Raw genomic sequence first — 25,134 nt, 5'->3', positions numbered from 1 at the left:
GGTACCTCCAAAGGGTGGCCTGGATCCGGGCGTCAGCCTGCAAGGTGTCAGCCCAATGCAGTACCACCCCGCCCGCCGCGCGGCACCACCCCGCCAAGTTCCCGCCAACGGGTGAAGCCTGGTCAGTCCCGGTACGGAACCAGCCTCGCCAGGTCCAGCTCGAAGCCGAACGGCTCGGGGATCCGGATCGTCTCGCCGAACTCCCGCTCGGTACGGGTGTGGTAGCGGTCGCGGTTCGGTTCCGAGAACAGGGTGACGGTCTTCTGGCGCGGGTCGATGATCAGATAGAGCGGGAACCCCATCCGCGGGTAGTCGCGGACCTTCCCCGTCCAGTCGTTGTCGGGGTTGGACGGGGAGACGACCTCGACCGCGATCAGCGCGAGCTCCGCCGGGATGTTGTGCCCGGCCAGGTCGATGACGTCCTCCGGCAGGTAGGTGAGGTCCGGATTCCGGACGGCGCCGACTTCGGGCGACGAGAGATCGCTGTTGCCGCTCGTGAAGTAGCCCGCCGGGCAGTGCGCGTCGAACTGGCGCTGCACGATCGACAGGTTCAGCTGGTGGATCGAGGACGGCGACGCCTGCATGACGATGACGTCGCCGGACAGCTCGACCTTGAAACCGTCCGGGAGGCTCCGTCGAGCCTCTTCGAGAAGGCGGTAGTGCTCGGGATTCATGCGGTCTCCTCCGGTGCTCCTGTCACCGTACGGTAGTCGGGGCGGACGGGAGGTTCCTCCCGCCCGCCCCGATCGCGTCCTCCTCAGTCCTCAGCCCGCCGGGGGCGGGGGCGGGCCCTGGGCCGGGAGGCGGCGGGCGAGGAGGGCTCCGGCGGCGACCAGGGCGGCGGTGAGGGCCAGGGCGAGCCGGTACGGGGTGGGGTCGGCGCCGTCGCCGAGGGCCCCGATCAGGGCGGCGGTGGCGGCGATGCCGAGGGCGCCGCCGAGGGTGCGCAGGATGGTGAACAGGGCCATCGCCCGGCCCATGGCGGGCGGTGGCACGTCGGCGAAGCCGGCGATCTGGACGGTGAGCACGGCGGTGCCCAGCACCAGTCCGACGGCGAACATCAACGCCCGTACGGCCCAGGGGTTCTCGGCGAGGCCGAGGGCGGCGAGGACCGCCGCGGCCAGCAGCAGGGCGGGCAGCGCGAGGCGGCGCGGGCCGAGCCCGGGCAGCAGTCGGTCGACCACCTGGGAGGCGGCCATCAGGCCGATCGCCTCCGGGAAGACGCTGAGCCCGGCGTCCAGGGCCGTGGCGCCGCGGGCGGCCTGGTAGAGCAGGGGCAGCACGAACAGGGCGCCCATCAGCCCGGCCGAGGTGAGCAGGGCCAGCCAGCTCGCCGCGCCGTAGCAGCGGTCGGCGAGCAGCCGCAGGTCCACCAGCGGTTCGGGCGAGCGCAGTTGGTTCCGTACCGCGAGCCCCAGCAGGACGGCTCCGGTGAGGCCGCCGAGCCAGACCGCCGGCGCCGTCCAGCCGTGGGCCGGGCCGAAGCCGAGGGCGTAGGTGAGCAGGCCGAGGCCCGGGGTGGCGAGCAGGAAGCCGCGGGTGTCGAAGCGGCCGACCGGGGGTTCCGGCTCGGTCCGCAGGGCGGTCAGGCCGAGCGCCACGGCGGCGATGCCGACCGGCAGGTTGACCAGGAACAGCCAGTGCCAGGAGAGGTGTTCGGTGAGGAAGCCGCCGAGGGGCGGTCCGAGGGCGGGCATCAGGGCGGTCGGCACGATCAGGATCCGGCCGAGGCGCGGACGCTCCTCCGGCGCGAAGGCGCGGAACAGCAGGGTCATGCCGACCGGGGTGAGCAGCCCGCCGGCCACGCCCTGGACGGCGCGGGCGGCGGCCAGGGTGCCGAGGCCGGGGGCGGCGGCGCAGAGCGCGGAGGCGAGGGTGAAGACGGCGAGCGCGCCGAGGAAGACCCGCTTCACACCGTACCGGTCGCCGAGCCAGCCGGCCACCGGCAGGCCGAGCGCCAGGCCGACCAGGAAGGCGGTCTCGACGGAGTTGGCCGCCGGGACGGGCCGGCCGAAGTCCTCGGCGATCCGGTACAGCGCGGGGTTGACGATGGTCGAGTCGAGGCCGTTCATGCACATCGCGGCGGTGTACACGACGACCACGGCGGCGCGCCCCGCGAGCAGGGGGCGCGCCGGGGACGCGACGGCGGGAGGGGTCACAGGCCGGTCCAGTGCGCGCTGATCCAGGCCAGGGCGTCGGGGCGGGCGCAGGGGCCGTGGGCGACGCCCCAGCCGGCCGGGACGGCGGCGAAGGCGGGCCACAGCGAGTGCTGGCCCTGGTCGTTGACGAGGGCCAGGAACGCGCCGTCGGCGTCGAAGGGGTTGACGGGGGCGTCACTCATGGTCGCAGTTCTCCAGGTGGTCGGCGATCACGCCGGCGATGTGCGCGATCGGGGCGGGCAGGGTCATGTCCTTGTGCGAGCAGGCCACGTCGGTGTTGACGATCCGGCCGGTCACGTAGGGGGCCCAGAGTTCGGGCACCAGGGCCTCGTCGATGGTGTCGACGGTGGCCCGGAAGAACCGGACGTCACCGTGGAAGGGCCGGTGGTCGTAGCCGCGCACCAGGTGGTTGGTGTTGAGGTAGATCTCGTTGAGCGCCGTCACGGTGGCCCGGTCCAGCCCGGCCAGCGGGCTGCCCTCGCGGCCCAGCAGCTCGATCACGGCGTCGAGTTCGAGCGGCTGCCCGGCGAGGTCGTCGGGCCCGAAGCCGCCCATGGTGAGCAGTGCCTCCAGGGCTTCGGCCTGGTCCGGGACGGGCAGTTCGCGGAAGCCCTCGGCCGGGTAGGCGTCCAGGATCGCGAGCAGTTCGACCCGCCGGCCGAGTTCCTGGAGCCGGACGGCGACGGCGTGGGCGATGATCCCGCCGGTGGACCAGCCGAGCAGCCGGTACGGCCCCTCCGGCTGGACCTCGCGCAGCCGGTCGGCGTAGTGCGCGGCCAGCTCCTCCATGGTCGCGGGCAGCGGTTCGCCGACGGTGGCGGCGCCGACGCCCTGGGCCTGGAGGCCGTAGAGCGGGACGTCGGCCGGGAGGTGGCGGATCAGGCCGGTGTAGCACCAGCTGAGGCCGCCGGCCGGGTGGATCGCGAACAGCGGGGCGCGCCGGCCGGGGGCGGTGGGCCGCAGCGGGAGCAGGACGTCCAGGGCGTCGGCGCCGGGGGCGCCCTCGGACAGGGCGGCGTCGAGCGCGGCCACGCTGGAGGCCTGGAACAGCGCGCCGATGCCGACCTCCAGGCCGAGCACCTCGCGGATCCGGCCGGCCAGCCGGACCACCAGCAGGGAGTGGCCGCCGAGCGCGAAGAAGTCGTCCTCGACCCCGACCGTCTCCAGGCCCAGGACTTCGGCGAAGAGTTGGCAGAGCTGCTGCTCGCGCGGGCTGCGGGGCGGGCGGCCGGCCCCGGCGGCGGGGGCCTCGGGGGCGGGCAGGGCGCGGCGGTCGAGCTTGCCGTTGGCGGTCAGCGGCAGCCGGTCGAGCAGGACCACGGCGGAGGGCACCATGTGGGCGGGCAGTTCGGCGGCGGCGTGGGCGCGCAGGGCCTCGGGTGCGGCGGTGCCCACGGCGTAGCCGACCAGCCGCTGGTCCCCGGGGGTGTCCTCGCGGACCACCACGGCGGCGTCGGCGACGGCCGGGTGGGCGGCCAGCACGGCCTCGATCTCGCCGAGTTCGATCCGGAAGCCGCGCAGCTTGACCTGCTGGTCGGCGCGGCCGAAGTACTCCAGTACGCCGTCCGCGCGGCGGCGGGCAAGATCGCCGGAGCGGTACATCCGGGTGCCCCGCTCGCCGAACAGCTCGGCGTGCGGGTCGGCGACGAAGCGGGTGGCGGTGAGGTCGGGGCGGCCGAGGTAGCCGCGGGCCAGGCCGGCCCCGGCGACGTACATCTCGCCGGTGACGCCGGGCGGGACGGGCTGGAGGTGCTGGTCCAGGACGTAGACCCGCAGGTCGGGGATGTTGACGCCGATGGTGCTGCTGCTGGTGGCGGCGGCGCTCGCCCGGTCGAGGGCGATGTACGAGACGTGCACGGTGGTCTCGGTGATGCCGTACATGTTGACCAGGGTCGGGGCGTCCTGCGGGTGCCGGGAGTACCAGTCGTCCAGGCGGCCGAGTTCGAGCGCCTCGCCGCCGAACACCACGTACCGCAGGGCGAGTTCGCTGCCCGGGCGGTCCCGGTCGGCGGCGCTGAGCTGGTAGAAGGCGGACGGGGTCTGGTTGAGCACGGTGACGCGCTCGCGGGCGAGCAGGTCGAGGAAGGCCGCCGGGTCGCGGCTGACCAGGTGCGGGACGACGACCAGTCGGCCGCCGTACAGCAGCGCACCCCACAGCTCCCAGACCGAGAAGTCGAAGGCGTAGGAGTGGAAGAGGGTCCAGACGTCCTGGTCGTCGAAGCCGAACCAGTGGTCGGTGGAGCGGAACAGCCGGGCGACGTTGCGGTGGGTGACGGGCACGCCCTTGGGCCGGCCGGTGGAGCCGGAGGTGTAGATGACGTACGCGGTGTCCTCGGCACGCAGCGGCCGGGTGCGTTCGTGCTGGGCCAGCGGGGTGGCCGGGTACCGCGCCGACTCCGGCCCGTCGACCAGGAGTCGGGGGACGGCGTGGGCGGGCAGCCGGGGGGCGGTGGCCCGGTCGGTGAGCAGGGCGGCGGGGGAGGCGTCGGCCAGCATGTAGGCGAGGCGGTCGGCCGGGTAGTCGGGGTCGAGCGGCAGGTAGGCGGCGCCGGACTTGGCGACCGCGAGCAGGGCGACGACCAGGTCGACCGAGCGGGGCAGGGCGAGGGCGACGATGGTGCCGGGGCCGATGCCCTGGGCGGCCAGCAGGCGGGCGAGGCGGTCGGCGCGGGCGGCGAGTTCGGTGTAGTCGAGCCGTTCGTCGCCGTAACTGACCGCGATGGAGCGGGGGTTGGCGGCGGCCGCGGCCTCGAAGAGCTCGGGCAGGGTGGCATCCGGCGGGGCGGGGAGTGCGGCGGCGCCGTTCCACTCGACCAGGGCGCGCCGGTGCTCCACCGCGCTGATCAGCGGCAGCCGGCCGATCGGGGTGTCCGGTTCGGTGGCGGCGGCGGTGAGCAGCCGGGTGAGGCGGTCCGCGAGGGCGGTCGCGGTGGCGGGGTCGAAGAGGTCGGTGCGGTACTCCAGGAAGCCGCCGATGCCGCCGCCGGGCCGCTCCCCCGCGTTGAGGGTGAGGTCGAACTTGGCGGTGCCGCTGGGGATCGCGGCGATCTCGGCGGTCAGGCCGCCGCCCAGCGCGACGGGTTCGTCGGCGCGGCTCTGCCAGGCGAGCATCACCTGGAACAGCGGGTGGCGGGCGAGCGAGCGGGCCGGGTTGAGCTCCTCGACCAGGCGGTCGAAGGGCAGGTCGGCGTGCTCGTGCGCGGCCAGCACGGTGCCGCGCACGCGCCGGAGCAGCTCCCGGAAGGACGGGTCGCCGGCGGTGTCGGTGCGCAGCACCGCGGAGTTGACGAAGTAGCCGACCAGGGCGGCGGTCCGTTCGTCCTCGCGCCCGGCGAGCGGGGTGCCGACGGGGATGTCGGTGCCGCAGCCGTGCCGGGTGAGCAGCGCGGCGAGGGCGGCCTGGACGGCCATGAACACGGTGCTGCCGGTGGCGCGGGCGAGCGCGGCGAGCGCGGAGTGCGCCTCGGCGCCGAGGGCGAAGGGGACGGTGGCGCCGTCGTGGCCGGCCACCGGCGGGCGGGGGCGGTCGGTGGGCAGGTCGAGCTGGTCGGGCAGGCCGGCCAGGGCGGTACGCCAGTGCTCGGTCTGCCGTACGGCGAGCGGGGTGGGCGCGTCCGCGGTGCCGAGCAGCTGTCGCTGCCAGGCCGCGTGGTCGGCGAACTGGACTTCCAGCGGGGTGAGTTCGGGGGCGCGTCCGGCCTGCCGGGCGGTGTAGGCGGCGGCGAGGTCGTGCAGCAGCGGGGTGGTGGAGGCGCCGTCGCCCGCGATGTGGTGGAGCAGCAGGAGCAGGGTGTGCCGCTCGGGGCCGTGGCCGAACAGCGTGGCGCGCAGCGGGGGTTCGGCGGTGAGGTCGAAGGCGTACCGGACGGCCTCGGTCATCGCCCCGGTACCGTCGCTCTCGCTCTCGCCGTCGATCCCGCCGTCGATCGCGCCGTCGATCGCGCCGTCGCCGTCGTGGAGTTCGACCGGCGCGGGCGCCAGGATCCGCTGGTACGGCGTGCCGTCCGGCTCCTCGCCGTAGACGGTGCGCAGGACTTCGTGCCGTGCGGCGAGGTCGCCGAGGGCGAGGGTGAGGGCGGCGCGGTCGAGCGGGCCGGTGAGGGTGAGGGCGAGCGGGATGTTGTAGGTGGGACTGGGGCCTTCGAGCCGGTGCAGGAACCAGAGGCCGCGCTGGGCGGGCGAGAGCGGCATCCGGTCGGCGCGGGGCACGGGCACCAGGGCGGGGCGGGGTTCGGGCCCGGCCTCGGGCCGCTCGCCGTGCGGTTCGGGCCGGAGCAGGGCGGCGAGGGCGGCCGGGGTGGGGTGGCGGAAGACGTCGGCGAAGGCGACCGGTGCGGCGAAGGTCTCGCGCAGCCGGGCGGCCAGGCGGCCGGCGAGCAGGGAGTGGCCGCCGAGGTCGAAGAAGGAGTCCTCCCGCCCGGGTGCGGCGGGCAGGCCGAGGACGTCGGCGAACAGCCCGCAGACCGCTTCCTCCTGCGGGGTGGCGGCGGCCGCGCCGGGGGTGCTGGCGGCGGGCTCCGGGAGGGCGCGGTGGTCCAGCTTGTCGTGGGCGGTGCGCGGCAGTTCGTCCAGCAGCAGGACGGCCGCCGGGACCATGTGGGCGGGCAGCCGGGCGGCGAGCGCGGCGCGCAGCGCCTCGGGGTCGGGGAGCGCGGCGGCGGGGTGACCCTCGGAGCCGGCGGGCGAACCGGCGGCCGGAACCGAACCGGTGGCGGGTACGACGTAGCCCAGCAGTCGCTTGCCCTGCGGCCCGGGCCGGGCGATCACCACGGCCTGGGCCACGCCCGGCAGTTGGGCGAGGACGGCGGCGATCTCGCCGGGTTCGATCCGGAAGCCCCGGATCTTCACCTGGTCGTCGGCGCGGCCGAGGAACTCCAGGGTGCCTCCCCCAGCCTCCGGCCGGGGGGACCCCCATGGGCGGCGGCGGACGAGGTCGCCGGTGCGGTACATCCGGTCGCCGGGCGGACCGAAGGGGTCGGCGAGGAAGCGTTCGGCGGTGAGGTCGGGGCGGCCGAGGTAGCCGCGGGCCAGGCAGGCGCCGGCCACGTACAGTTCGCCGGTCACACCGTCGGGCGCGGGGCGCAGCGAGCCGTCCAGGACGTAGGCGCGGGAGCCGCGCACCACCCGGCCGACCGGGGCGCCGTCCGGGCCCGGGGTCCAGGCGTAGGCGTCGACGGTGGTCTCGGTGGGGCCGTAGAGGTCGATCGGGTGCAGGCCGGGGACGGCGGCCAGCCGCTGCCAGAGGGCGGGCGGGGTGGCCTCGCCGCCGACCGCGAGCACCGACGGGCGGTGCCGGTCCTCGTCCAGCACGCCTTCGGCGAGGAGGACTTCGAGGTAGGAGGGGGTGACGTCGAGGTAGTCGATGCGCTCGCGGTGGAGGTGGGCGGCGAGGGCGGCCGGGTCGCGGTAGGTGGCGTCGTCGAGCAGGTGGAGTTCGTGGCCGTGGACCATCCACAGCACCGGGTCCCAGGAGGCGTCGAAGGCGAAGGAGGCGCTGTGGGCGATGCGCAGGCGCTCGCGGCCGGTGCGGCGGACGGCGGGGGCGATGTGGTCCTCGCCGTGGCTGGCGTGCAGGTTGGCGAGCGAGGCGTGGGTGACGACCACGCCCTTGGGGCGGCCGGTGGAGCCGGAGGTGTGCAGCACGTAGGCGGCGTCGTGGAGGCGCGGGGCCGGCCAGGGCGCCTCGGGGGTCTCCGGCGTGTCCTGGGCGTGCTGCGTCGCGGCCTCGGACGGCCGGACGGTGGGCAGGCCGGGCGGCAGGTCGAGGTCGGCGAGCACCTCGGGGGTGCCGACCGCGCAGACCGGGCGGGCGTCGGCCAGTACGGCGGCGAGCCGCTGCCGGGGGTGGGCCGGGTCGAGGCTGACGCAGGCGCCGCCGGCCTTGAGCACGGCGAGCATCGCGACCAGGGTGTCCGCGCTGCGCGGCAGGGCGAGCGCGACGGGCGCGCCGCCGTGGACGCCGAGGGCGCGCAGCCGGTGGGCGAGGCGGTCGGACCGGCGCTCCAACTCGCGGAAGGTGAGAGCGGTTTCGCCGCAGCGGACGGCGACGGCGTCCGGGGTGCGGGCGGCCTGAGCGGAGAACAGCTCGGGCAGGGTCCGCTCGACCGGGGGTTCGGTGCGGCCTTCGGTGGCGCGGCGCAGGGCGTCGGCGTCCAGCAGGTCGATCCGGGCGATCGGCGTCCTCGGGTCGGTGAGCAGCAGCTCGGCGAGGGCGTCGAGGTAGCGCAGCAGGCCGTCGCGGTGGGCGGCCAGTGAGTCGGCGCCGTGGCGGGCCGGGTCGGCGTCGAGGACCAGGCGCAGGCCGCCGTCGGGGCCGGGCGAGACGTTCACGGCGAGGTCGTCGACCGGCCCGGCGGCGAGGTTGCGGACCACGCCGGGCAGGCCGGCCAGGTCGAGGTCGGCCTCGAAGGCCTTGATGTTGACCATCGGGCCGAACAGGGCCCGGCGTCCGCCGGTGCGGCCGAGGTCGCGGCGCAGGTCCTCCAGCGGGTAGCGCTGGTGGCGGCGGGCGGTGCGCATGGCGCGGACCACCTGGCGCAGCAGGTCCTCGGCGGTGTCGGCGGGGCGGACGGCGAGGCGCAGCGGCAGGACGTTGGCGGCGGCGACGGGCGTGCGCAGGGCGGCGGGGCCGCGGCGGTTGGCGAGCGGGAGGCCGAGCAGGACGTCCTCGGCGCCGGTCAGGCGGTGCAGGTAGCCGGCGGTGGCGGCGAGGAGGAGTTCGGCCCAGGTGGCGCGGGCCGCCGTGGCGGCGCGCTCCAGGCGCTCGCGGGTGCCGGCGGGGAGGGTGGCGGTCAGCCGCAGCGGGGTGGGCGTGGCCCAGGGGTGCTCGGCGGGGGTGCCCGGCAGGACGGCCGGGGCGTCGGTGCCGGCGAGGTGGGCGGACCAGTGGGCGCGGTCGGTGCGGTAGTCCTCGCCCGCGCGGTAGGCGGCCTCCTCGGCGGCAGCCTCGGCGAGGCGGGCGAAGGGGCTGGGGCCGGGCTCGGCGCCGGTGGTGCGGGCGGTGTAGTGGGCGGCGACGCGGTCGCCGAGGAGGGTCAACGCGTAGGCGTCGACGGCGAGGTGGTGGATCCGGCGGTACCAGATCCGGTGGTCGTCGGCGAGCCGGATGAGGGCCTGGGTGAACAGCGGGCCGGTGGTGAGGTCGGCCGGGTGGGCGAGGTCGGCGCGCATCCAGGCCTCGGCCTCGGCGGCCGGGTCCTCAGCGGCGCGCAGGTCGAGGCGGTGCAGTGGCCAGCGGTGACCGGGGTTCAGGCGCTGGCGCGGGGTGCCGTCCGGGCCGGTGACGACGACCGCGCCGAGGGCCTCGGCCTCGTCCACCGTCTGCCGCAGGGCCGCCTCGAAGGCCTTCTCGTCGAGCGGTCCGGTGATCTCGACGGCGTCGCCGGTGTTGTAGACCGGGCTGGCGGGGTCGAGCGACTGGGCGTACCAGACGGCGGCCTGGGCGGCGAGCAGCGGGACGTCGGCGGGCCGGGCCCCGGCGGGCTGCTGATCGACGGGCTGCGTTTCGACGGCGGGCATGGTGCGGAGAGCTCCTCGGGGGATCCGGAACGCCTTACTTAGGTTAGCCTAATCTAACTTCATACGATCTGGTCAACGGCCCGGTGCGGCCGCGCCCCTGACATCCCGGAGACGCCCATGGCCCAGACCCACAACCAGGCGCAAAACCAGGCGCCGAGCGCGGCCAAGCAGGCCGTCCGCGACCGCGTCCACGCGCACACGGCCGAACTGCTGGCGCTCAGCCACCGCATCCACGCCCACCCCGAGACCGCCTTCGAGGAACACCGGGCGGCCGCCTGGTGCGCCCGACTGCTGCGCTCCCACGGCTACTCGGTCACCGCACCCGCCCACGGCCTGGCCACCGCGTTCACCGCGAGCCTGGGCAGCGGGCCGGTCACCGTCGCGCTGGTCTGCGAGTACGACGCCCTCCCCGGCCTCGGGCACGCCTGCGGGCACAATCTGATCGCCGCCGCCGGCGTCGGCGCGGCGCTCGGGCTCGCCCCGTACGCGGACGAACTCGGGCTCACCGTACGGGTAATCGGCGCGCCGGCCGAGGAACGCGGGGCCGGCAAGGCCCTGCTGCTGGAGGCGGGGGCCTTCGACGGGGTGGACGCGGCGATGATGGTGCACCCCTGCCCGGTCGAGGTCGCCGACTTCCGCTCCTTCGCGCTCGGCACCCTGTCCGTCCGCTACACCGGGCGCGCCGCCCACCCCAGCCTCAACCCGCACGAGGGCCGCAACGCCGCCGACGCGCTCACCGTCGCGCAGGTCGCGCTCGGCCTGCTGCGCCAGCAACTCCCGCCCCAGTGGCGGGTGCACGGCATCACCACGGCGGCCGGGACGGCCCCGAACCTGATCCCCGACAGCGCGAGCGCCGAGTACGAGATCCGCGCCTCGGCGGCCGAGGACCTCGCGCAGTTGCGGGCCCGGGTCGAGGATTGCTTCCGGGCCGGGGCGCTGGCCACCGGCTGCGAGGTGGAGCTGACCAGGCCCGAGCCGGACTACCTGGACATGCGCTCCGACCCCGCGCTGCTCGCGCACTGGCGCGCCAACGCGGCGGCACTGGGCCGGCCGGAGCCGGTGGAGCGCGGACCGTTCGCCTGCACGGACATGGGGAACGTCTCGCACGTGGTGCCCTCCATCCATCCGGTACTGGACATCACCGGGGGCTCCTGCGCACCGCACGAGGCGGCCTTCGCCGCGGCGGCGGTCGGAGCGGAGGGCGAACGGGCCCTGCTGGACGGCGCGGTGGCGATGGCGTGGACGGCGATGGACCTGGCGGGGGGGCGGGGGCTGACGGGAGGACAGCTGACGGGTGACAGATAACAGATGACAACTTTCAGCAAACAGATTTCAACTTTCATCATCTGTTCGCTGAAAGTTGTTCGCTGTCACCCGTCAGCCGCCACCCGCCAGCACCACTGCCGCGCCCGTCCGCAGCGGCCAGAGGAACCCCCAGTGCGGCAGCCGCAGTTGCCGCACCCGGTCGCCCGGGCCGATCGGGTGGGCGGCCTGGAGCTCGCGGATCCGCCGGTCCGCCTCGGCGTGGGTCAGCCGGACGGCGGCCGGGCGCCCGCCCGGGCCGTACCCGACGCTGAGCAGGTGCTGCGGGGTGAGCGCGCGCGGCGGATCGGTGTCCAGCTCGCCGGTGGTGTCGAGGCCTCCCGGCGCACCCGGCGTCCCCTCCCCCAGCACGCAGACCAGCTCGTTCTGAGCGCGCAGCCAGTCCCGCCGCCCGGGCGGGTCCGCCGGGTCCAGCGACAGCCACGCCGCACCGGACTTGGCGACCGCGAGCACCGCCGTCAGCCGTTCCTCCGGGCGGCCGGCGGGCGCAAGCCCGACCACCGTGCCCGGCCGGGCACCGCGCCGGGCCAGTGCCCGGGCCAGCCGGTTGGCCGAGGCGTTCAGCTCCCGGTACGTCACCGCCCCGCCGTCCGCGAGCACCAGCGCCGGAGCCAGCGGGGTCCGGGCCGCCTGGGCCTCGACCGGGCCGACCACGGTGGTGGCCGGGTACTCCACAGCCGGGCCGGACCGCAGCGGTTCCGACAGGACCAGCCCCTCCGCCGCCAGCAGCCCGGCCGGGCCCTCCCCCGCAGAAGGATCCGCCGCGGAAGGACGCTCCCCGCCCGCCTGGCCCGCGCCCGCCTCCCGTACGACCGCCTCCATCAGGCCACGCCCAGCAGTCCGGCCCAGGCCTCGACGGACGGCCGCTCCGCGAGCCGTACGAACTCCACCTGGGCGCCCTCGGCCCGCCAGCGCTCGGCCAGGGTCATCAGCCGGATCGAGTCCAGCCCCCAGTCGGCCAGGTTCTCGTCCAGCGGGATGTCCGCCGGGTCCTCGCCGAGCAGGTCGGCGACCTCGGCCCGGATCCGCTCCACCGTGAAGCCGGTTGCGTGCACGTCCGTCACTTCCCGTCCGTCCCTTCCAGTGCTGCGAGTACGACGTCCGCGGTGGTGACCACCCCGCACCGCCCGGCGATCCACTCCAGTGCGGCGCGGTGCTCGTCCGGCCCGAAGTCGGCGACGGCGTCGGCCACCACGAAGGCCTGGACGTCCTGCATCCAGGCGTCGCAGGCGGTGGCCTGCACGCCGATGTGGGCGTACACCCCGGTGATCACCAGCTGGTCGCGGCCCTGGTCGCGCAGCAGCCGCGCCAACTCGGTGCGCACGAAGGCGCTGTACTTCCACTTGATGAGGACGGTGTCGCCCCCGGCCGGGGCGACGGCGTCGGCGACCGCGGTGGCACGCGGGTCGTCGGGGATGCCGGGGCCCCAGAAGTCCTGCTGGAGTCCGCGTTCGGCCGGGCTCTGCCCGCCGCGCTGCGCGGAGTAGACGACCGGCACCCCGCTCGCGCGGGCCGCGGCGGTCAACCCTGCGACGTTGTCGAGGAGTTCGGGCACAGGGGCGGCGTCGCCCGGGAACGCGTCCAGGAAGTGGTTCTGCAGGTCGTGCACCAACAGCACGGCGCGGGCCGGGTCCACCGTCCAGGAGACCCGGTTGGCGGGCAGCTCCCCGGCGGCGGGCAGCGGATAGGAGGGAATGCGGGGCAGGCCCACGATGGTCGAACTCCTCGGATTCACGGGGGTGATGGGGGGGTGACGGGGCTGTCACGAAGCGGGGAGGGAGGCCGCGATGGCGGCCCGGAGATCCTTCTTGCTGACCTTGCCGATCCCCGTGGCGGGGAAGGCGTCGACGAACTCCACCCGGTCCGGCACCTTGTAGTCGGCCAGTCCGCGCCCACGCACGAAGCGCTTCAACTCGACTCCCTTCGGCGGCTGTTCCCGGTGCTCGGCGCGGAGCACGACGTACGCGCAGGTGCGTTCGCCGAGGTACGGGTCGGGCATCGACACCACCGCCGCGTCGTGCACGGCCGGGTGGGCGAGCAGGTGGTTCTCGATCTCCTCGGCGGCGACCTTCTCGCCGCCCCGGTTGATCTGGTCCTTGGCCCGGCCCTCGACCACCAGGTGGCCGCTGGGGAGCCGGCGGACCAGGTCACCGGTGCGGTAGAAGCCGTCCGCGGTGAAGGAGGCGGCGTTGTGCCCGGGGGCGTTCCAGTAGCCGCGGATGGTGTACGGGCCGCGGGTGAGCAGGTGCCCGGTGGTGCCGTCGGGCAGGTCGCGGTCCTGATCGTCGACCACCCGGACCTCGTCGTCGACGGAGATCGGCCGGCCCTGGGTGGTGGCGATCAGCTCCTCCGGATCGTCCAGCCGGGTGTAGTTGACCAGGCCCTCGGCCATCCCGAACACCTGCTGGAGCGTGCAGCCCAGCACCGGGCGCACCCGCCGGGCCGCCTCCTCGCTGAACTTGGCGCCGCCGACCAGCAGCACCTCCAGGCTCTCGTGGCCGCGGGCGCCGCGCTCGGCGGCATCCAGCCACAGCAGCGCGAGCGGCGGGACGAGCCCGGTGACGGTCACGCCCTCGCGCCCCATCAGCGGGAAGGCCGTCTCGGGGTTGGGCTGCGGGCAGAGCACCACCCGGCCGCCCGCGTACAGCGTGCCGAGCGAACCGGGCGAGCTGAGCGGGAAGTTGTGGGCGGCGGGCAGCGCGCACAGGTAGACGCTGCGCCCGTCCAGCGCGCACAGCTCGACCGAGCCGCGCAGCGAGTAGATGTAGTCGTCATGGGTGCGCGGGATCAGCTTCGGCACCCCGGTACTGCCGCCCGAGAGCTGGAGGAACGCGACGTCCCCGGGCTCGGGTTCGCGCGCGGGGCCGGGCCCGTCGCAGGGCACGTCCGCCAGCCGCAGGTGCCCGCCCGGGTCCTCACCGGCCACCAGCACCAGCCGCAGGTCCGGGTTCTCCGCCCGCACCCGGGTGGCGAGTTCGCGGTGGTCGAAGCCGCCCTCGACGCCCGGGACGACGTACGCCACGGCGCCCGTGAACGAGCAGAAGTGCGAGATCTCCGTCGAGCGGTGCGCGGGCAGCGCGAAGACCGGCAGCGCACCGATCCGGAACAGGGCGAAGACCACCTCGAAGAACTCGGCGGCGTTGGGCAGTTGGAGCACCACCCGGTCCCCGGCCCGGAGCCCGCGGGCGAGCAGGCCGGCGGCCATCCGGTCGGCCCGGCGGTCGAGTTCGGCGTACGTCCAGCGCCGTTCGCCCGCCGCGACCGAGTGGCCGCCCGGGTCGACAACGGCGATCCGGTCGCCGTGCGCGGCGGCGCGCTCGCGCAGCATCCGCCCGAAGGTCTCGCCGCGCCAGTGGCCGGCCGCCCGGTAGCGCTCGGCGAACTCGGCCGGGTACGGGGTGAATCCGCCCAGCACCTCGTCCAGGGGCGTCACAGCGCCACCCCCGCGGCCTCCAGGAAGGTGCGGAACTTGGCGCTGGTCTCGGCGAGTTCGGCCTCCGGCCGGGACTGCTCGACCACCCCGGCGCCCGCGTACACCCGCAGCGTGCGGTCCTGCGCCTGCGCGCAGCGGATGGTCACCACCCACTCGCCGTCACCGCTCTCGTCGCCCCAGCCGACCATGCCGGTGTACAGGCCCCGCTCGAAGGGCTCGATCTCGCCGATCACCCGGCGGGCGACGTCCGTCGGCGTGCCGCAGACCGCCGGGGTCGGGTGCAGCGCACAGGCCAGCTCCAGGGCGGAGACGGCCGGGTCGGCCAGCTCGCCGCTGATCGTGGTGGCCAGGTGCCACATCGCCGCCGTCCGCACCAGGGTGGGCCGCTCCGGTACGTCCAGGCTGCGGCAGTACGGCGCCAGCGCCGCGCGGATCGCGTCCACCACCACGGCGTGCTCGTGCAGGTCCTTGGGCGACTCCAGCAGCGCGGCGGCGCGCCGGACGTCCTCGCCGAGGTCCTCGCTGCGCGGCACCGAGCCGGCCAGCGGGTTGGCCAGCACGGCCGTGCCCCGCCGGGAGAGCAGGAGTTCGGGGCTGGCGCCGATCAGGGTGCGGCCGGGGCCGGCCGGGACGGCGAAGGTGTAGCCGCCGGGGTCGCGTCGGGCCAGGCGCTGCAGCACGGCCGGCAGGTCGAGCGGCCGGTCGCTGGTCAGCTCCAGCGTGCGGGCCAGCACGACCTTGCTCAACTCCCCGCCGCGCAGCCGCTCGACGGCGGCCGCGACGCCCGCACCGTACGCCTCCGGCTCCGGGACCGGGCGGATCCGCCAGCCGGCCTGCGCGACCTGCGGCGCGGGCAGCGCGATCAGCGGGTCGTCGCGCAGTGCCCCGGCGGAGCGGACCCGGGCGGGGACGGCGAGTTCGTCCCGGCCGTCGTGGTCGAAGGCCACCGCGCCGACCACCAGGGGCCGTTCGACCCCGTCGCGGCGCGCCCCGGCCAGCGCCTCGGCCACCCGGACGGGCAGCGGACGGGCGTCCCGCGGCACCCGGGCGTGCACGCCGGCGGCGAGCAGGGTGCGGGTCGGCGAGGCGAGGAACGCCTCGCCGTCGGCGGCCCGGTACTGGCCGAGCAGGCCGCTGGCCGTGCCGATGGCGGTCCGGTCGGGGCCGTCCTCGGTGGGGGTCGGCGGGGCGTGGTGCACCGTGGTCACGGTGGTCTCTCCAGTCTGGGACAGGTCTACGGTCTGCGGTCGGCGGTTGCCCGGGGGTGCCTCAGGCGCGCAGGGTCGCGCCGCCGTCGACGTACAGGTCGTGCATGGTGATGTGCCGGGCCCGGTCGGAGGCCAGGAAGAGCACGGCCTCCGCGACGTCGGCGGGTGCGGCGATCCGCCCGAGCGGGATGCCGACCCGCCAGGCCGCCAAGTCGCCCTCGATCACGCGGTGTTCGGCCGCCTCGGCGTCCTCGCCCCACAGTCCGCGCTGCATCCGGGTGTCGGTCGACCCGGGCGAGACGACGTTGCAGCGCACCCCGGAGCGGGCCAGCTCCAGGCCGAGGCAGCGGGTGAACATGGTGGCCGCCGCCTTGGACGCCGCGTAGGCGGCCATCCCGGCCCGCGGCACCCCGGCGGCGTTGGAGCCCACCGTGACGACAGCGCCCCGCCCCCGCGCGGCCATCCGGCGGCCGACCGCCCGGCCGGTGTGGAACACCCCGGTGGTGTTGACGGCGAAGGTCTCCGCCCAGTCGGTGTCGGACAGTTCGAGGACCGGCCCGGGGCGCAGCACGCCGGCGACGTTCACCAGCACACCGATCGGGCCCAGTTGACGCTCCGTCATGTCGACTGCCGCGTCGACGGCTCGGGCGTCGGAGACGTCCAGGACGTACGGGTGCACCGCCTCGGACTCCGCCGCGATCCCGGCGAGCGGGTCGGCCTCCCGGTCCACCGCGGCGACGACGGCCCCCTCGGCGACCAGCGCCCGGGCCACGGCGGCGCCGATGCCCTGCCCGGCCCCGGTGACCATCGCGACGACACCGGCGAATTCGGACCGTTCCACAGGACTTCCCCTCCGACCAGCGATGTTAGGCAAGCCTAACCTAACACACTTGTTCGCCTACGCCGATGGCCCGTTCGACAGATTCCACTACCTGGGCACCCGTCAATCCGCCGATCCACCCGACCCCCAGGTCCGCCCGACCCCCAGGTCGACCCGGTCCGCCCGATACCCTCCGGGCACGCGAAGAGGCCGCCCGCCCCGGCGACGGGACGAGCGGCCTCAGGGACCCTCAGGAGTTCTCCACACGGAAACCCCGGCACGGAAACCCCGGCACCGGTCTCCGGCGGCCTCGACGGCGCGGCCGTGCCCCGGGCGCCGCAGCGGCAGCGGCAGCGGCAGCCGACGGGTGGCCCGTTCCTCGTGTCCGCCCACAGGTTGACGGCACGGGCCGTCGTCTCAGTGGGCGGCCGGGGGCGGGGTGAGCCCGGCGCAGCCGCGCAGGCCGTCGCGGCGCTTGAGGGCGGCCTCGGCGGCGGCGCCGGTGACCGGCTGGGGGATGCCCTTGTCGTCGATGGTGGCCGGGGCGAAGGCCTCGCCCTTGACCTTGCCGTCGGCGGCGAGAGTGAGGGTGGTGACGCCGGTCTCGTTGGAGAAGGCGTAGTTGGAGGTGCCGTACCAGAGGAAGTTGCCGAAGCCGTACCCGATGTAGGTGTTGCCGAGCATGCCCGAGCCGACCATGGTGTGGGCGTGGGTGCCGACCACCGCGGAGGCCCCGACGGCGGCGAGCTTCTTGGCGACGGCGGTCTGGGCGGCGGTCGGGCAGGCCTTGCCCTCCTCGCCCCAGTGCAGGTAGACGAGGACGACCGGGGCCTGCTGCTTGGCCGCCTGCACCGCCGCGACCAGGGCGGGGACGTCCAGGGCGGAGGCGATGCCGGGCTTGTTGGCGCCGGCCCGCCACTTCTGGTTGGTGATGTCCTCGACCTGGCTGGCGGCGACCACCGCGACCTTCACCCCGCGCACGGTGGTCAGGTACGGCGCGTACGCCTCCTTGGCGTTGTGCCCGACGCCGATCACCGGGACGGGCGAGGAGTCCTTGGCGGCCAGGGTGTCGGTGAGGCCGTCGGCGCCGAAGTCGACGGCGTGGTTGTTGGCCATCGAGACGACGTCCACGCCGGAGTCCTTGAGCACGGACAGCGCCTTGGGCGTGGTGCGGAAGGTGTACGTCTTCGGTTCGGGTGCGCCGCGCCCGGTGATCGCGGTCTCCAGGTTGAGCACGGAGAGGTCGGCGTCGGCGAGGGTGCGGGAGATCGGGCCGAGGGCCTGCTCGGGCGGCTGGACGGACAGCCGGGGCTGGGTGCGGCCCTCGAAGTGGACGTCCCCGGCGAAGGCGACGGTGATGGTGCCGTCCGGGCGGGGTGCGCCGCCCTTGGTGGGGGCGGCGGCGGGGGCCGTGCCGGTGGCGGCGGCGGAGGCCGACGGTGCCGCGGCCGGCGGGGCGGTCGACGCCGGGCCGGGCTCCGGGTCGTCCGGCCCGCAGGCGGTGGCGACGGTCAGACCGACGAGCACGGCGACGGCAGCCGCGGCACGGCGCATGAGTGGTTCCCCCCGAGGTCGATGCAAACGGTCAGCCTACGCCACCGAATCGGCACCGCTTGTGCCCGCATCCACAACATTCCGGACACAGACGGACACCCGCGGCCCCACCTGGCCCGCCCGTCCCTCTCCCCCGCCCCACCGGGCCATCGTGTCCCTGGCGCCCCCGCCGCACGGCGCGCAGCGTGGAGGGGGGAGGGGAGGGGGAAGCCGCGGGCAGGAGAGCCGCCGACGGGACAGCGGCTCGGTCGAGGAGGTCGGTGATGGCCAGCTGTCGGTCGGCCCCCGCCGGGGAGCACCGGATCGTGGTCGGGATCGACGGTTCGGCGCCGTCGAAGGCGGCGCTGCGCTGGGCGGTCGGCCAGGCGGTCCTCACCGGTGCCGCCGTGCACGCGGTGGCGGCCTGGGAGTACCCGTCGCTGTACGGGTGGTTCACGCCGATGCCCGACGAGGGCTTCGAGCAGGCCGCGCACCGCACGCTGACCGCCGAGGTCAACGAGGTGATCGGGGCGCAGCGCCCGGCGGAGATCCGGGAGAGCCTGGTGCTAGGGCACGCCGCAGAGGTGCTGCTGGACGCGGCCGAGGACGCGGACCTGCTGGTGCTCGGCAGCAGCGGCCGGGGCGCCTTCGCCCGGACGCTGCTCGGTTCGGTGTCCTCCCGCTGCGCGGTGCACGGGGTCTGCCCGGTGGTGATCGTCCGGGCGGACGGCACGGCCTCCGCCCCGCAGCAGCCGAAGGCCGTCACGGCGGCCGCGCCGGCCACGGCGGCCACGGCCGAGGAGCGGACCCCGGCGGCCACCCGCACCAAGGCCACCCGCACCAAGGACTGGCAGCTCAGCCTGCACGTGGTCGAGGACCGTGACACCACCCGGGTGCACGCCGTGCTCGACGCCGACGGCACGGTCCTGCACAGCGACGCCCTGGCCCGCCGCAACCCGCGCGACCCACCGGCCCCGGCGGTCGGTGACGAGTTCGCGGTCGGCCGCGCTCTGGTCGACCTCGGCCACCAGCTGCTGCGGGCCGGCGTCCACGGCGCCACCGGCCCGGCGGAGACCGAGGGGTGAGCCCTCGCGCCGGGGCGGGGCGAGGGGACGCGACCCCGCGAACGGGCGCGACGCGTGGGCGGCCGCCGCCCGCGGTAGGACATGCTGGACCCGCCTCTGCCCCGCCGGCCCTCGCCCTCACCCCTCCGGAGCCACCCCGCCGATGACGACGCCCGAGCCCGCCCCAGCCCCCGACGCTGCCCCCGACGCTGCCCCTGACGTCACCCCTGACGTCACCCCCGACTTCACCCCCGCCGAGCGCGCCCGCGGCCGCGCGCTGCGCCGCGCCCAGCTGCCGTGGGCGCTCGGCGGCCGCCTGGCGGGCCTGGCGCTGACCCTGGTGCTGGGCCTGACCCCGGCCGGTGCCGCGCTGGTGACCGCCACCGGCCGCTGGTTCGGCGGTTCCCGGACGGCCGGGGTGCTGGCCGGTGCGGCCGCCCTGGTGGTGCTGGGCCAGGCGCTGCAGCTGCCGTTCGGGGCGGGGGTGCGGGCCGTCCGGGCCCGGTTCGGGCTGGTGGCCCAGGGCTGGGCGGGCTGGGCGATGGACGTCCTGCGTTCGCTCGGGCTGACCCTGCTGCTGGTCCTGCCGCTGGTGCTCGGGCTGTTCGCGCTGACCGGGTGGTCGCCGCGGCACTGGTGGCTCCCGGCGGCGGGGGCGGCGGCGCTGCTGACGGCCGCGCTGTCCTTCCTCCACCCGCTGCTGATCGAGCCGGTGTTCAACCGCTTCGCCCCGATGCCGCCGGGCGAGCTGCGGACGGCGCTGCTGGCGCTGGCCGAGCGGGACGGCGTGCGGGTGCGGGACGTCCTGGTGGCGGACGCCTCCCGGCGGACCACCGCCCTGAACGCTTACGTCTCCGGGTTCGGCGCGACCCGCCGGATCGTCGCGTACGACACCCTGCTGGCGGCCGCCGAGCCGCGCGAGGTGGAGCTGGTGGTGGCGCACGAGCTGGGGCACGTCAAGCACCGGGACGTGCCGGTCGGGACGGCGCTCGGGGCGGTGGGTGCCGCGCTGGCGGTGGCGGCGCTGGGCCTGCTGGCGGACTGGCACCCGCTGCCGGCGGCGGCCGGGGCCGCGGACGCGGCGGATCCCCGGGCGCTGCCGCTGCTGGCCGCGCTGGCGGCGCTGATCGGCGCGCTGTCGGGGCCGGTGCAGTGTGCGGTGAGCCGCCGGATCGAGGCCAGGGCGGACCGGCACGCCCTCGAACTGACCGGGGACGCCGAGCAGTTCGTGGCGATGCAGCGCAGACTGGCGGTGGTGAACGTCTCGGATGTCGACCCGCCGCGGCTGCTTGAGCTACTGTTCGCCACTCACCCGAGTGCGACCCGCCGGATCGCGGCAGCCCGCGCCTGGCAGGCCGGACAGGGGCCGACGGTCCGCCCGGCAACCCCGGCACAACCCGCGGACCACGCGGACCCCGCGGGCCCCACGGACCCCACGAACGGCGGTCCGGCGGCGGAGACGCGCGCGACCCCGGGGTGAATCCGTTGTATAGTGCAACAAATCCCGAGGAGGTAGGAACACCGTGCCCGGCCGCGAGTCGTCCATCGACACCATCCAGCGCGAGCTGACCGCCTTCGCCCGCCGTGCCCGGCACAAGGCCTCCCAGCTGCACCCCGACCTCTCCCTGGTCACGTACAGCATCCTCGATCTGATCACCGAGCGCGGCGGCTGCCGGGCCGCCGACGTGGCCGCGCACTTCATGCTCGACAAGTCGACCGTCAGCCGCCAGGTCACCGCGCTGGAGAAGCTCGGCCTGCTGCGCCGCGAGACCGACCCGGACGACCAGCGGGGCCAGATCCTGCGCGCCACCGAGGGCGGGCTCACCCTGCTGCGGGACGCCAACGAGCAGCGCCGGACGGCCTTCACCGCCCGCTTCACCGAGTGGTCCGACGAGGACGTCGCCCGCTTCGCCGCGTACCTGGCCCGCTACGGCCAGGAGGACTGACCGGGCCCGCACCGGCACCCCGGCCCTCCTTCTCCCGCACCTCCCCACCCCGGCCCCGCCCGTCCCGGGGTGCGCCCCACCGCCCCCACGGTGTACAGAGGAGAGGTGCCCCTCCGGCAGCGTCCCGACGACCCCCGTCCCCGCGCCCGCCGCCGCTCCTGGCGGCCCGACCGCCGAGTGATGACGGCGCTGCCGCTCGCACTGATCGTCGTGATCACCGTCGTCGACGTCCTCTCCCCGCCGGAGATCCACCTCGGCCCGCTGCTGATCGTCGCCCCGGCCCTCACCGCCTCCTTCGCCGGCCCGCGGGCCACCGCCGGGGTCGCCCTGCTGGCCCTCGCCGCGCTCACCGTCATCGGCGCCGTCCGGGACGGCCTGACCAGCGCCAACATCGAGACCCAGCTGAGCGCCCAGGTGGTCGTCTCGGCGCTGATCGTCGGCCTGCGGGTGCTGCGCGACCGGCACGAACGCGAACTCGCCCGGGTGCGCTCCGTCTCCGAGGCCGCCCAGCGGGTACTGCTGCGCCCGCTGCCGGAGCGGATCGGACCGCTGCACCTGGCCTCCTTCTACCTGGCCGCCGAGGCCGAGGCGCAGGTCGGCGGCGACCTGTACGCGGCCGCCCGGACCACCGACGGCACCCGGCTGCTGGTCGGCGACGTCCGCGGCAAGGGGCTGTCCTCGCTCGGCGACGCGGCCCTGCTGCTCGGCGCCTTCCGCGCCGCCGCCCACCTGCACGCCGACCTGCCGGGCCTGGCCGAGTACCTGGACGGCAGCGTCTGCTGGGACCTCGCCCAGCTCGCCGAGGCCCGGCGCGCCGAACGCTCCCGGCACCAGCAGCGCCCGGCCGAGGAGGCCCCGGACGAGGGCGGCGAGTCCTTCATCACCGCCGTGCTGATCGACATCCCCGACGACGGCTCGCACGTCCACCTGATCGACTGCGGCCACCCGCCCCCGCTGCTGCTGCGCCCGGACGGCGTCACCACGCTCACCACCCGCAACCCCGCGCCGCCGCTCGGCCTCGGCGAGCTCGCCCCGGTCTCGTACCAGGTGCAGACCTTCCCGTTCCTCCCCGGCGACCGGCTGCTGATCTACACCGACGGGGTGATAGAGGCCCGGGACGCCCAGCGCCGCTTCTACCCGCTGACCGAACGGGTCACCGCCTGGCAGGCCGATCGCCCCGGCGACCTGCTGACCCGCCTGCGCCGCGACCTGCTGGCACACGTCGGCCGCCGGCTGGACGACGACGCGGCGATGGTCATGGTCGAGCGGCTCCCGTAGGGCGTGTCCGACGATCCCCGGAACCCGAGGGCGGGCACGGCCGGGCCCGACCCGTTACGGCGCCCCGAGCCGCTACGGCTGGTAGACGTACGGCGTGGTGGTGCTGAGCCGGGCGAAGCCGAGGCGTTCCAGGATGGGGCGGCTCTGGTCGCTCGCGTCGACCTGGAGGTACTCGTAGCCGAGTTCGGCGGCGAGGCGGGCGCGGTGGGCGACCAGGGCGCGGTAGATGCCGCGACCGCGCCAGCCGGGGACGGTGCCGCCGCCCCACAGGCCGGCGAAGCCGGTGCCCGGGGTGAGTTCCATCCGGGCGGAGCTCACCGGCTGGTCGCCGGCCATCGCGACGACCATGAGCAGCGTCTCCGAGCCGTTCCGGAGGTGGTCGAGCAGCCGCCCGCGCAGTGTCGGGGACTCCCTCTCGAAGGCCAGCTCGTTGGCGGTCACCATGAGGTCCACCCCGGCCTCGTCGGTCACCGGCTCCAGCCGGACGCCCTCGGGCAGTGCCGCGCCAGCGGGCAGGTCCGCGATCCGGGCGATCATCAGCGCCTCGTCGGGTTCGGCGGTGAACCCGGCCGCGAGCAGCCGCCGGCCGAGGTCGGCGGGGCGGTCGTGGGTGTAGGTCTTCCACTCGAACTCCAGGCCCAGCCCGGTGAAGTGGGCGACCTGCGCGGCGATCTCGGCGTCCGCCCCGGCCTCGTCCAGGCCGGACCAGACGATGCCGTTCCAGGCGTGCTCGCCACCCACCTGGCGCACCACGGCGCCGTCGCGCTCGACGCGGACGCCGGGGTCGTCCGGCCGCGCGTCGCGCCGGATCCGCTGGTCGAACAGGGCGAGTACATGATCACGATCCATCCGACCACTCCAGCACGACGCGACGGGCGGACGCCACCCATTTTGCGGCTCGCTCACGAACGCCCCCGTACGGCGAGGACGGGCGGGGCGGCCGGGATGCGGCCGCCATGCCGGTGACGGCGCCTGACCGGCCGTACGCCCCCGCCCGCTACTGCGCCAGGTAGCCGCCGTCGACCGGCAGGACGGCCCCGGTGATGAACGAGGCCTCCTCGGAGGCGAGGAAGAGGACGGCGGCGGCGACCTCGGCCGGGTCGCCGAGGCGGCCCATCGGGTGCAGCTTCTCGATCGCCGCCAGGTATTCGGGCCCGCCGGGCTCGTCCCGCAGCCGGGCGACCCGCTCGGTCCCGATCGTGCCGGGGGCGACGGCGTTGACCCGGATGCCGCGGTCCGCCCATTCCACGGCGAGGTGCTTGGTCAGCCCGGAGGCGACGAACTTGGCGGGCCCGTACACCGCCTGGCCGCGCTGGCCGGCCTCGCCCGAGATGGAGGACAGGCAGACGATCGAGCCGCCGGGCCGCTCCTGGGCGAGCATCGCCTCGATCGCGTACTTGCAGGTGAGGAACATGCCGCGGCCGTCGACGGCCATCACCCGGTCCCAGTCCTCGGCGCTCGCCTCGGTGATGTCCATCAGCGGGATCACCCCGGCGTTGGCCACCAACACGTCGATCCGCCCGTGCCGTTCGACGGCCGCCGCGACCATCCGGCGGGCGTCCCCGTCGACGGACACGTCACCGGCCACCGTGCTGACCGCCTCCGGGAACCGCCCGGCCAGCCGGCCCAGCCCCTCGGCGTCCAGGTCGGTGGCCACCACCGACGCGCCCTCCCGGACGAAGCGTTCCGCGACGGCCCGGCCGATGCCGCTGGCCGCGCCGGTCACCACGCAGGAACGGCCGGCCAGCCGCCCCGCGGCGTTCAGAGTCACCATGGCGGGACTCTACCGAGCGCGGCGGCGGGCGGCCGGGCTTCCGCCCAACGGGCCCGGGCGAGTTGACCCGGGGCCCGGCGGGTGTGCCCGGGGCCCGGCGGGTGGGTCCGGCCCCGGACGGAGGCGGCGCTCAGACCGTGAGGACGATCTTCCCCCGCACGTGCCCGTCCTCGCTGATCCGCTGCGCCTGCGCGGCCTCCGCCAGCGGGAGCACCCGGTGCAGCGGCAGCCGCAGGGTGCCCGCCCGGTGCAGGGCGAGGGCGGCCGCGAAGGCGCGCCCGTGGTACGACCGACCGCCCTCGGCACCGCCGGAGTAGCGGACTCCGTGCTCCTGCGAGCCCGGGATGTCGGCGATTGTCAGCACCCGCTCGGCGCTGCCCGCCAGCTCGATGGAGAGCGGCAGCACGCCCTTCCCGGCCGCGTCCAGCACCCGGTCGATCCCGCCCGGCGCCGCCGCCCGCACCCGCTCGGCCAGGCCCTCGCCGTAGGTCACCGGGATCGCGCCCAGCTCGCGCAGGTACGCGTGGTTGGCCTCGCCGGCGGTGCCGACCACGGTGATGCCGCGGGCCCGGGCGAACTGGAGCAGCAGGGTGCCGACCGCGCCCGCCGCACCGTGCACCAGGAGCGTCTCGCCGGGCCGCACGCCCAGCGCGTCCAGGGCCCGCTCGGAGGTCTCGGCGGCGACCGGGATCGCCGCGGCCTCCTCCCAGCTCAGCGCGGCGGGCTTGAGCACCAGCAGGTCGGCGTCGAGCAGCGCGTGCTCGGCGTAGCCGCCGCCCATCAGGGCGCCGAACACCTCGTCACCGGGGACGAAGCCGGTCACCTCCGCGCCGACCGCCTCCACCACCCCGGCGACCTCGTAGCCGGGCACGGCGGGGAAGGTGACCGGGAAGAAGCCGTCCAGCGCGCCGCTGCGCACCTTGTGGTCCAGCGGGTTGACGCCCGCCGCGCGGACCGCGATCCGCACCTGGCCGGGCCCGGGGGCGGGCAGTTCGAGCTCGATCGGGCGCAGCACGTCCGTGCCGCCGTACCGGGGGAAGGCGATGGCCTTGGTCATGGAAGGTCCTTGGTTCGTCCG

Annotated in this window: 19 protein-coding genes; 5 read left to right on the top strand and 14 right to left on the bottom strand. The window is 75.7% G+C overall.

Annotated features, from left to right (window positions below; translation table 11 throughout):
* Positions 1-122: 122 nt before the first annotated feature.
* From ACZ58X_RS03650 to ACZ58X_RS03635, 4 genes are all read right to left on the bottom strand, one after another.
* Entirely contained in the window at positions 123-674 is a 552-nt protein-coding gene (locus tag ACZ58X_RS03650) for a Uma2 family endonuclease (protein ID WP_470332041.1), read from the bottom strand.
* Between the two features lie 90 nt (positions 675-764).
* The gene (locus ACZ58X_RS03645) at positions 765-2,159 is read right to left on the bottom strand and encodes a DHA2 family efflux MFS transporter permease subunit (protein ID WP_470332040.1); all 1,395 of its coding nucleotides are present in this window, start codon (positions 2,157-2,159) and stop codon (positions 765-767) included.
* Positions 2,156-2,341, bottom strand: a complete 186-nt coding sequence (locus tag ACZ58X_RS03640) for an MbtH family protein (protein ID WP_470332039.1) — start codon at positions 2,339-2,341, stop codon at positions 2,156-2,158. The genes ACZ58X_RS03645 and ACZ58X_RS03640 overlap by 4 nt, the downstream gene beginning before the upstream one ends.
* Positions 2,334-9,677, bottom strand: coding sequence for an amino acid adenylation domain-containing protein (locus tag ACZ58X_RS03635; protein WP_470332038.1), 7,344 nt, complete (start codon positions 9,675-9,677; stop codon positions 2,334-2,336). Before ACZ58X_RS03635 ends, ACZ58X_RS03640 begins: the two co-directional genes overlap by 8 nt.
* A gap of 117 nt (positions 9,678-9,794) precedes the next feature.
* On the opposite strand from ACZ58X_RS03635, the gene ACZ58X_RS03630 reads away from it, so the two are divergent.
* A complete protein-coding gene (locus tag ACZ58X_RS03630) occupies positions 9,795-10,982 on the top strand; it encodes an amidohydrolase (RefSeq protein ID WP_470332037.1) in 1,188 nt (395 codons plus the stop codon).
* A gap of 72 nt (positions 10,983-11,054) precedes the next feature.
* Here the strand turns inward: ACZ58X_RS03630 and ACZ58X_RS03625 are convergent, their stop codons facing one another.
* The 7 genes from ACZ58X_RS03625 to ACZ58X_RS03595 all read right to left on the bottom strand — a co-directional run bounded on the left by ACZ58X_RS03625 (position 11,055) and on the right by ACZ58X_RS03595 (position 18,015).
* On the bottom strand, positions 11,055-11,822 hold the full coding sequence (locus ACZ58X_RS03625; RefSeq protein WP_470332036.1) for an AMP-binding protein: 768 nt from the start codon (positions 11,820-11,822) through the stop codon (positions 11,055-11,057).
* Positions 11,822-12,055, bottom strand: a complete 234-nt coding sequence (locus ACZ58X_RS03620; RefSeq protein ID WP_470332325.1) for a phosphopantetheine-binding protein — start codon at positions 12,053-12,055, stop codon at positions 11,822-11,824. Before ACZ58X_RS03620 ends, ACZ58X_RS03625 begins: the two co-directional genes overlap by 1 nt.
* A gap of 5 nt (positions 12,056-12,060) precedes the next feature.
* Positions 12,061-12,711 carry an isochorismatase family protein gene (locus tag ACZ58X_RS03615; RefSeq protein ID WP_470332035.1) on the bottom strand — a complete coding sequence of 217 codons (651 nt, stop codon included), beginning with the start codon at positions 12,709-12,711 and terminating at the stop codon, positions 12,061-12,063.
* A gap of 51 nt (positions 12,712-12,762) precedes the next feature.
* The gene (locus ACZ58X_RS03610) at positions 12,763-14,433 is read right to left on the bottom strand and encodes a (2,3-dihydroxybenzoyl)adenylate synthase (protein ID WP_470332034.1); all 1,671 of its coding nucleotides are present in this window, start codon (positions 14,431-14,433) and stop codon (positions 12,763-12,765) included.
* On the bottom strand, positions 14,430-15,641 hold the full coding sequence (gene dhbC / locus ACZ58X_RS03605; RefSeq protein WP_470332033.1) for an isochorismate synthase DhbC: 1,212 nt from the start codon (positions 15,639-15,641) through the stop codon (positions 14,430-14,432). The genes ACZ58X_RS03610 and dhbC overlap by 4 nt, the downstream gene beginning before the upstream one ends.
* 61 nt (positions 15,642-15,702) lie before the next feature.
* Positions 15,703-16,449, bottom strand: coding sequence for a 2,3-dihydro-2,3-dihydroxybenzoate dehydrogenase (locus ACZ58X_RS03600; protein ID WP_470332324.1), 747 nt, complete (start codon positions 16,447-16,449; stop codon positions 15,703-15,705).
* 429 nt (positions 16,450-16,878) lie between these two features.
* On the bottom strand, positions 16,879-18,015 hold the full coding sequence (locus ACZ58X_RS03595) for a CapA family protein (RefSeq protein ID WP_470332032.1): 1,137 nt from the start codon (positions 18,013-18,015) through the stop codon (positions 16,879-16,881).
* Positions 18,016-18,278: 263 nt separating this feature from the next.
* Here ACZ58X_RS03595 and ACZ58X_RS03590 point away from each other — a divergent pair, with 263 nt between their 5' ends.
* The 4 genes from ACZ58X_RS03590 (at position 18,279) to ACZ58X_RS03575 (ending at position 22,282) form a co-directional block, all read left to right on the top strand.
* Positions 18,279-19,079 (top strand): universal stress protein, encoded by an 801-nt coding sequence (locus ACZ58X_RS03590; protein ID WP_470332031.1) that lies wholly within the window; start codon positions 18,279-18,281, stop codon positions 19,077-19,079.
* Between the two features lie 142 nt (positions 19,080-19,221).
* On the top strand, positions 19,222-20,538 hold the full coding sequence (locus tag ACZ58X_RS03585) for a M48 family metalloprotease (protein WP_470332030.1): 1,317 nt from the start codon (positions 19,222-19,224) through the stop codon (positions 20,536-20,538).
* Between the two features lie 43 nt (positions 20,539-20,581).
* Positions 20,582-21,004 carry a MarR family winged helix-turn-helix transcriptional regulator gene (locus ACZ58X_RS03580; RefSeq protein ID WP_360240243.1) on the top strand — a complete coding sequence of 141 codons (423 nt, stop codon included), beginning with the start codon at positions 20,582-20,584 and terminating at the stop codon, positions 21,002-21,004.
* Between the two features lie 180 nt (positions 21,005-21,184).
* Positions 21,185-22,282: a PP2C family protein-serine/threonine phosphatase gene (locus tag ACZ58X_RS03575; protein ID WP_470332323.1), complete on the top strand. Its 1,098-nt coding sequence runs from the start codon at positions 21,185-21,187 to the stop codon at positions 22,280-22,282.
* A gap of 72 nt (positions 22,283-22,354) precedes the next feature.
* Here ACZ58X_RS03575 and ACZ58X_RS03570 read toward each other — a convergent pair whose 3' ends face one another.
* From ACZ58X_RS03570 to ACZ58X_RS03560, 3 genes are all read right to left on the bottom strand, one after another.
* Positions 22,355-23,131 (bottom strand): GNAT family N-acetyltransferase, encoded by a 777-nt coding sequence (locus ACZ58X_RS03570; RefSeq protein WP_470332029.1) that lies wholly within the window; start codon positions 23,129-23,131, stop codon positions 22,355-22,357.
* A 148-nt stretch (positions 23,132-23,279) separates the two neighbouring features.
* Positions 23,280-24,056, bottom strand: coding sequence for an SDR family NAD(P)-dependent oxidoreductase (locus ACZ58X_RS03565; RefSeq protein ID WP_470332028.1), 777 nt, complete (start codon positions 24,054-24,056; stop codon positions 23,280-23,282).
* A 130-nt stretch (positions 24,057-24,186) separates the two neighbouring features.
* Positions 24,187-25,113: an NADP-dependent oxidoreductase gene (locus ACZ58X_RS03560; RefSeq protein WP_470332027.1), complete on the bottom strand. Its 927-nt coding sequence runs from the start codon at positions 25,111-25,113 to the stop codon at positions 24,187-24,189.
* Between the last annotated feature and the right edge of the window lie 21 nt (positions 25,114-25,134).

The organism is Kitasatospora sp. NPDC040550 (genome assembly GCF_055594965.1).
This window is presented reverse-complemented; position numbering and strand designations above follow the sequence as displayed.

Coding starts and splice junctions, on each gene's coding strand:
- ACZ58X_RS03650 (WP_470332041.1), bottom strand. CDS start 674: ATGAATCCCGAGCACTACCGCCTTCTCGAAGAGGCTCGACGGAGCCTC.
- ACZ58X_RS03640 (WP_470332039.1), bottom strand. CDS start 2,341: ATGAGTGACGCCCCCGTCAACCCCTTCGACGCCGACGGCGCGTTCCTG.
- ACZ58X_RS03635 (WP_470332038.1), bottom strand. CDS start 9,677: ATGCCCGCCGTCGAAACGCAGCCCGTCGATCAGCAGCCCGCCGGGGCC.
- ACZ58X_RS03630 (WP_470332037.1), top strand. CDS start 9,795: ATGGCCCAGACCCACAACCAGGCGCAAAACCAGGCGCCGAGCGCGGCC.
- ACZ58X_RS03625 (WP_470332036.1), bottom strand. CDS start 11,822: ATGGAGGCGGTCGTACGGGAGGCGGGCGCGGGCCAGGCGGGCGGGGAG.
- ACZ58X_RS03600 (WP_470332324.1), bottom strand. CDS start 16,449: ATGGTCACCGGGGCCGGGCAGGGCATCGGCGCCGCCGTGGCCCGGGCG.
- ACZ58X_RS03595 (WP_470332032.1), bottom strand. CDS start 18,015: ATGCGCCGTGCCGCGGCTGCCGTCGCCGTGCTCGTCGGTCTGACCGTC.
- ACZ58X_RS03590 (WP_470332031.1), top strand. CDS start 18,279: ATGGCCAGCTGTCGGTCGGCCCCCGCCGGGGAGCACCGGATCGTGGTC.
- ACZ58X_RS03585 (WP_470332030.1), top strand. CDS start 19,222: ATGACGACGCCCGAGCCCGCCCCAGCCCCCGACGCTGCCCCCGACGCT.
- ACZ58X_RS03575 (WP_470332323.1), top strand. CDS start 21,185: ATGACGGCGCTGCCGCTCGCACTGATCGTCGTGATCACCGTCGTCGAC.
- ACZ58X_RS03570 (WP_470332029.1), bottom strand. CDS start 23,131: ATGGATCGTGATCATGTACTCGCCCTGTTCGACCAGCGGATCCGGCGC.
- ACZ58X_RS03565 (WP_470332028.1), bottom strand. CDS start 24,056: ATGGTGACTCTGAACGCCGCGGGGCGGCTGGCCGGCCGTTCCTGCGTG.
- ACZ58X_RS03560 (WP_470332027.1), bottom strand. CDS start 25,113: ATGACCAAGGCCATCGCCTTCCCCCGGTACGGCGGCACGGACGTGCTG.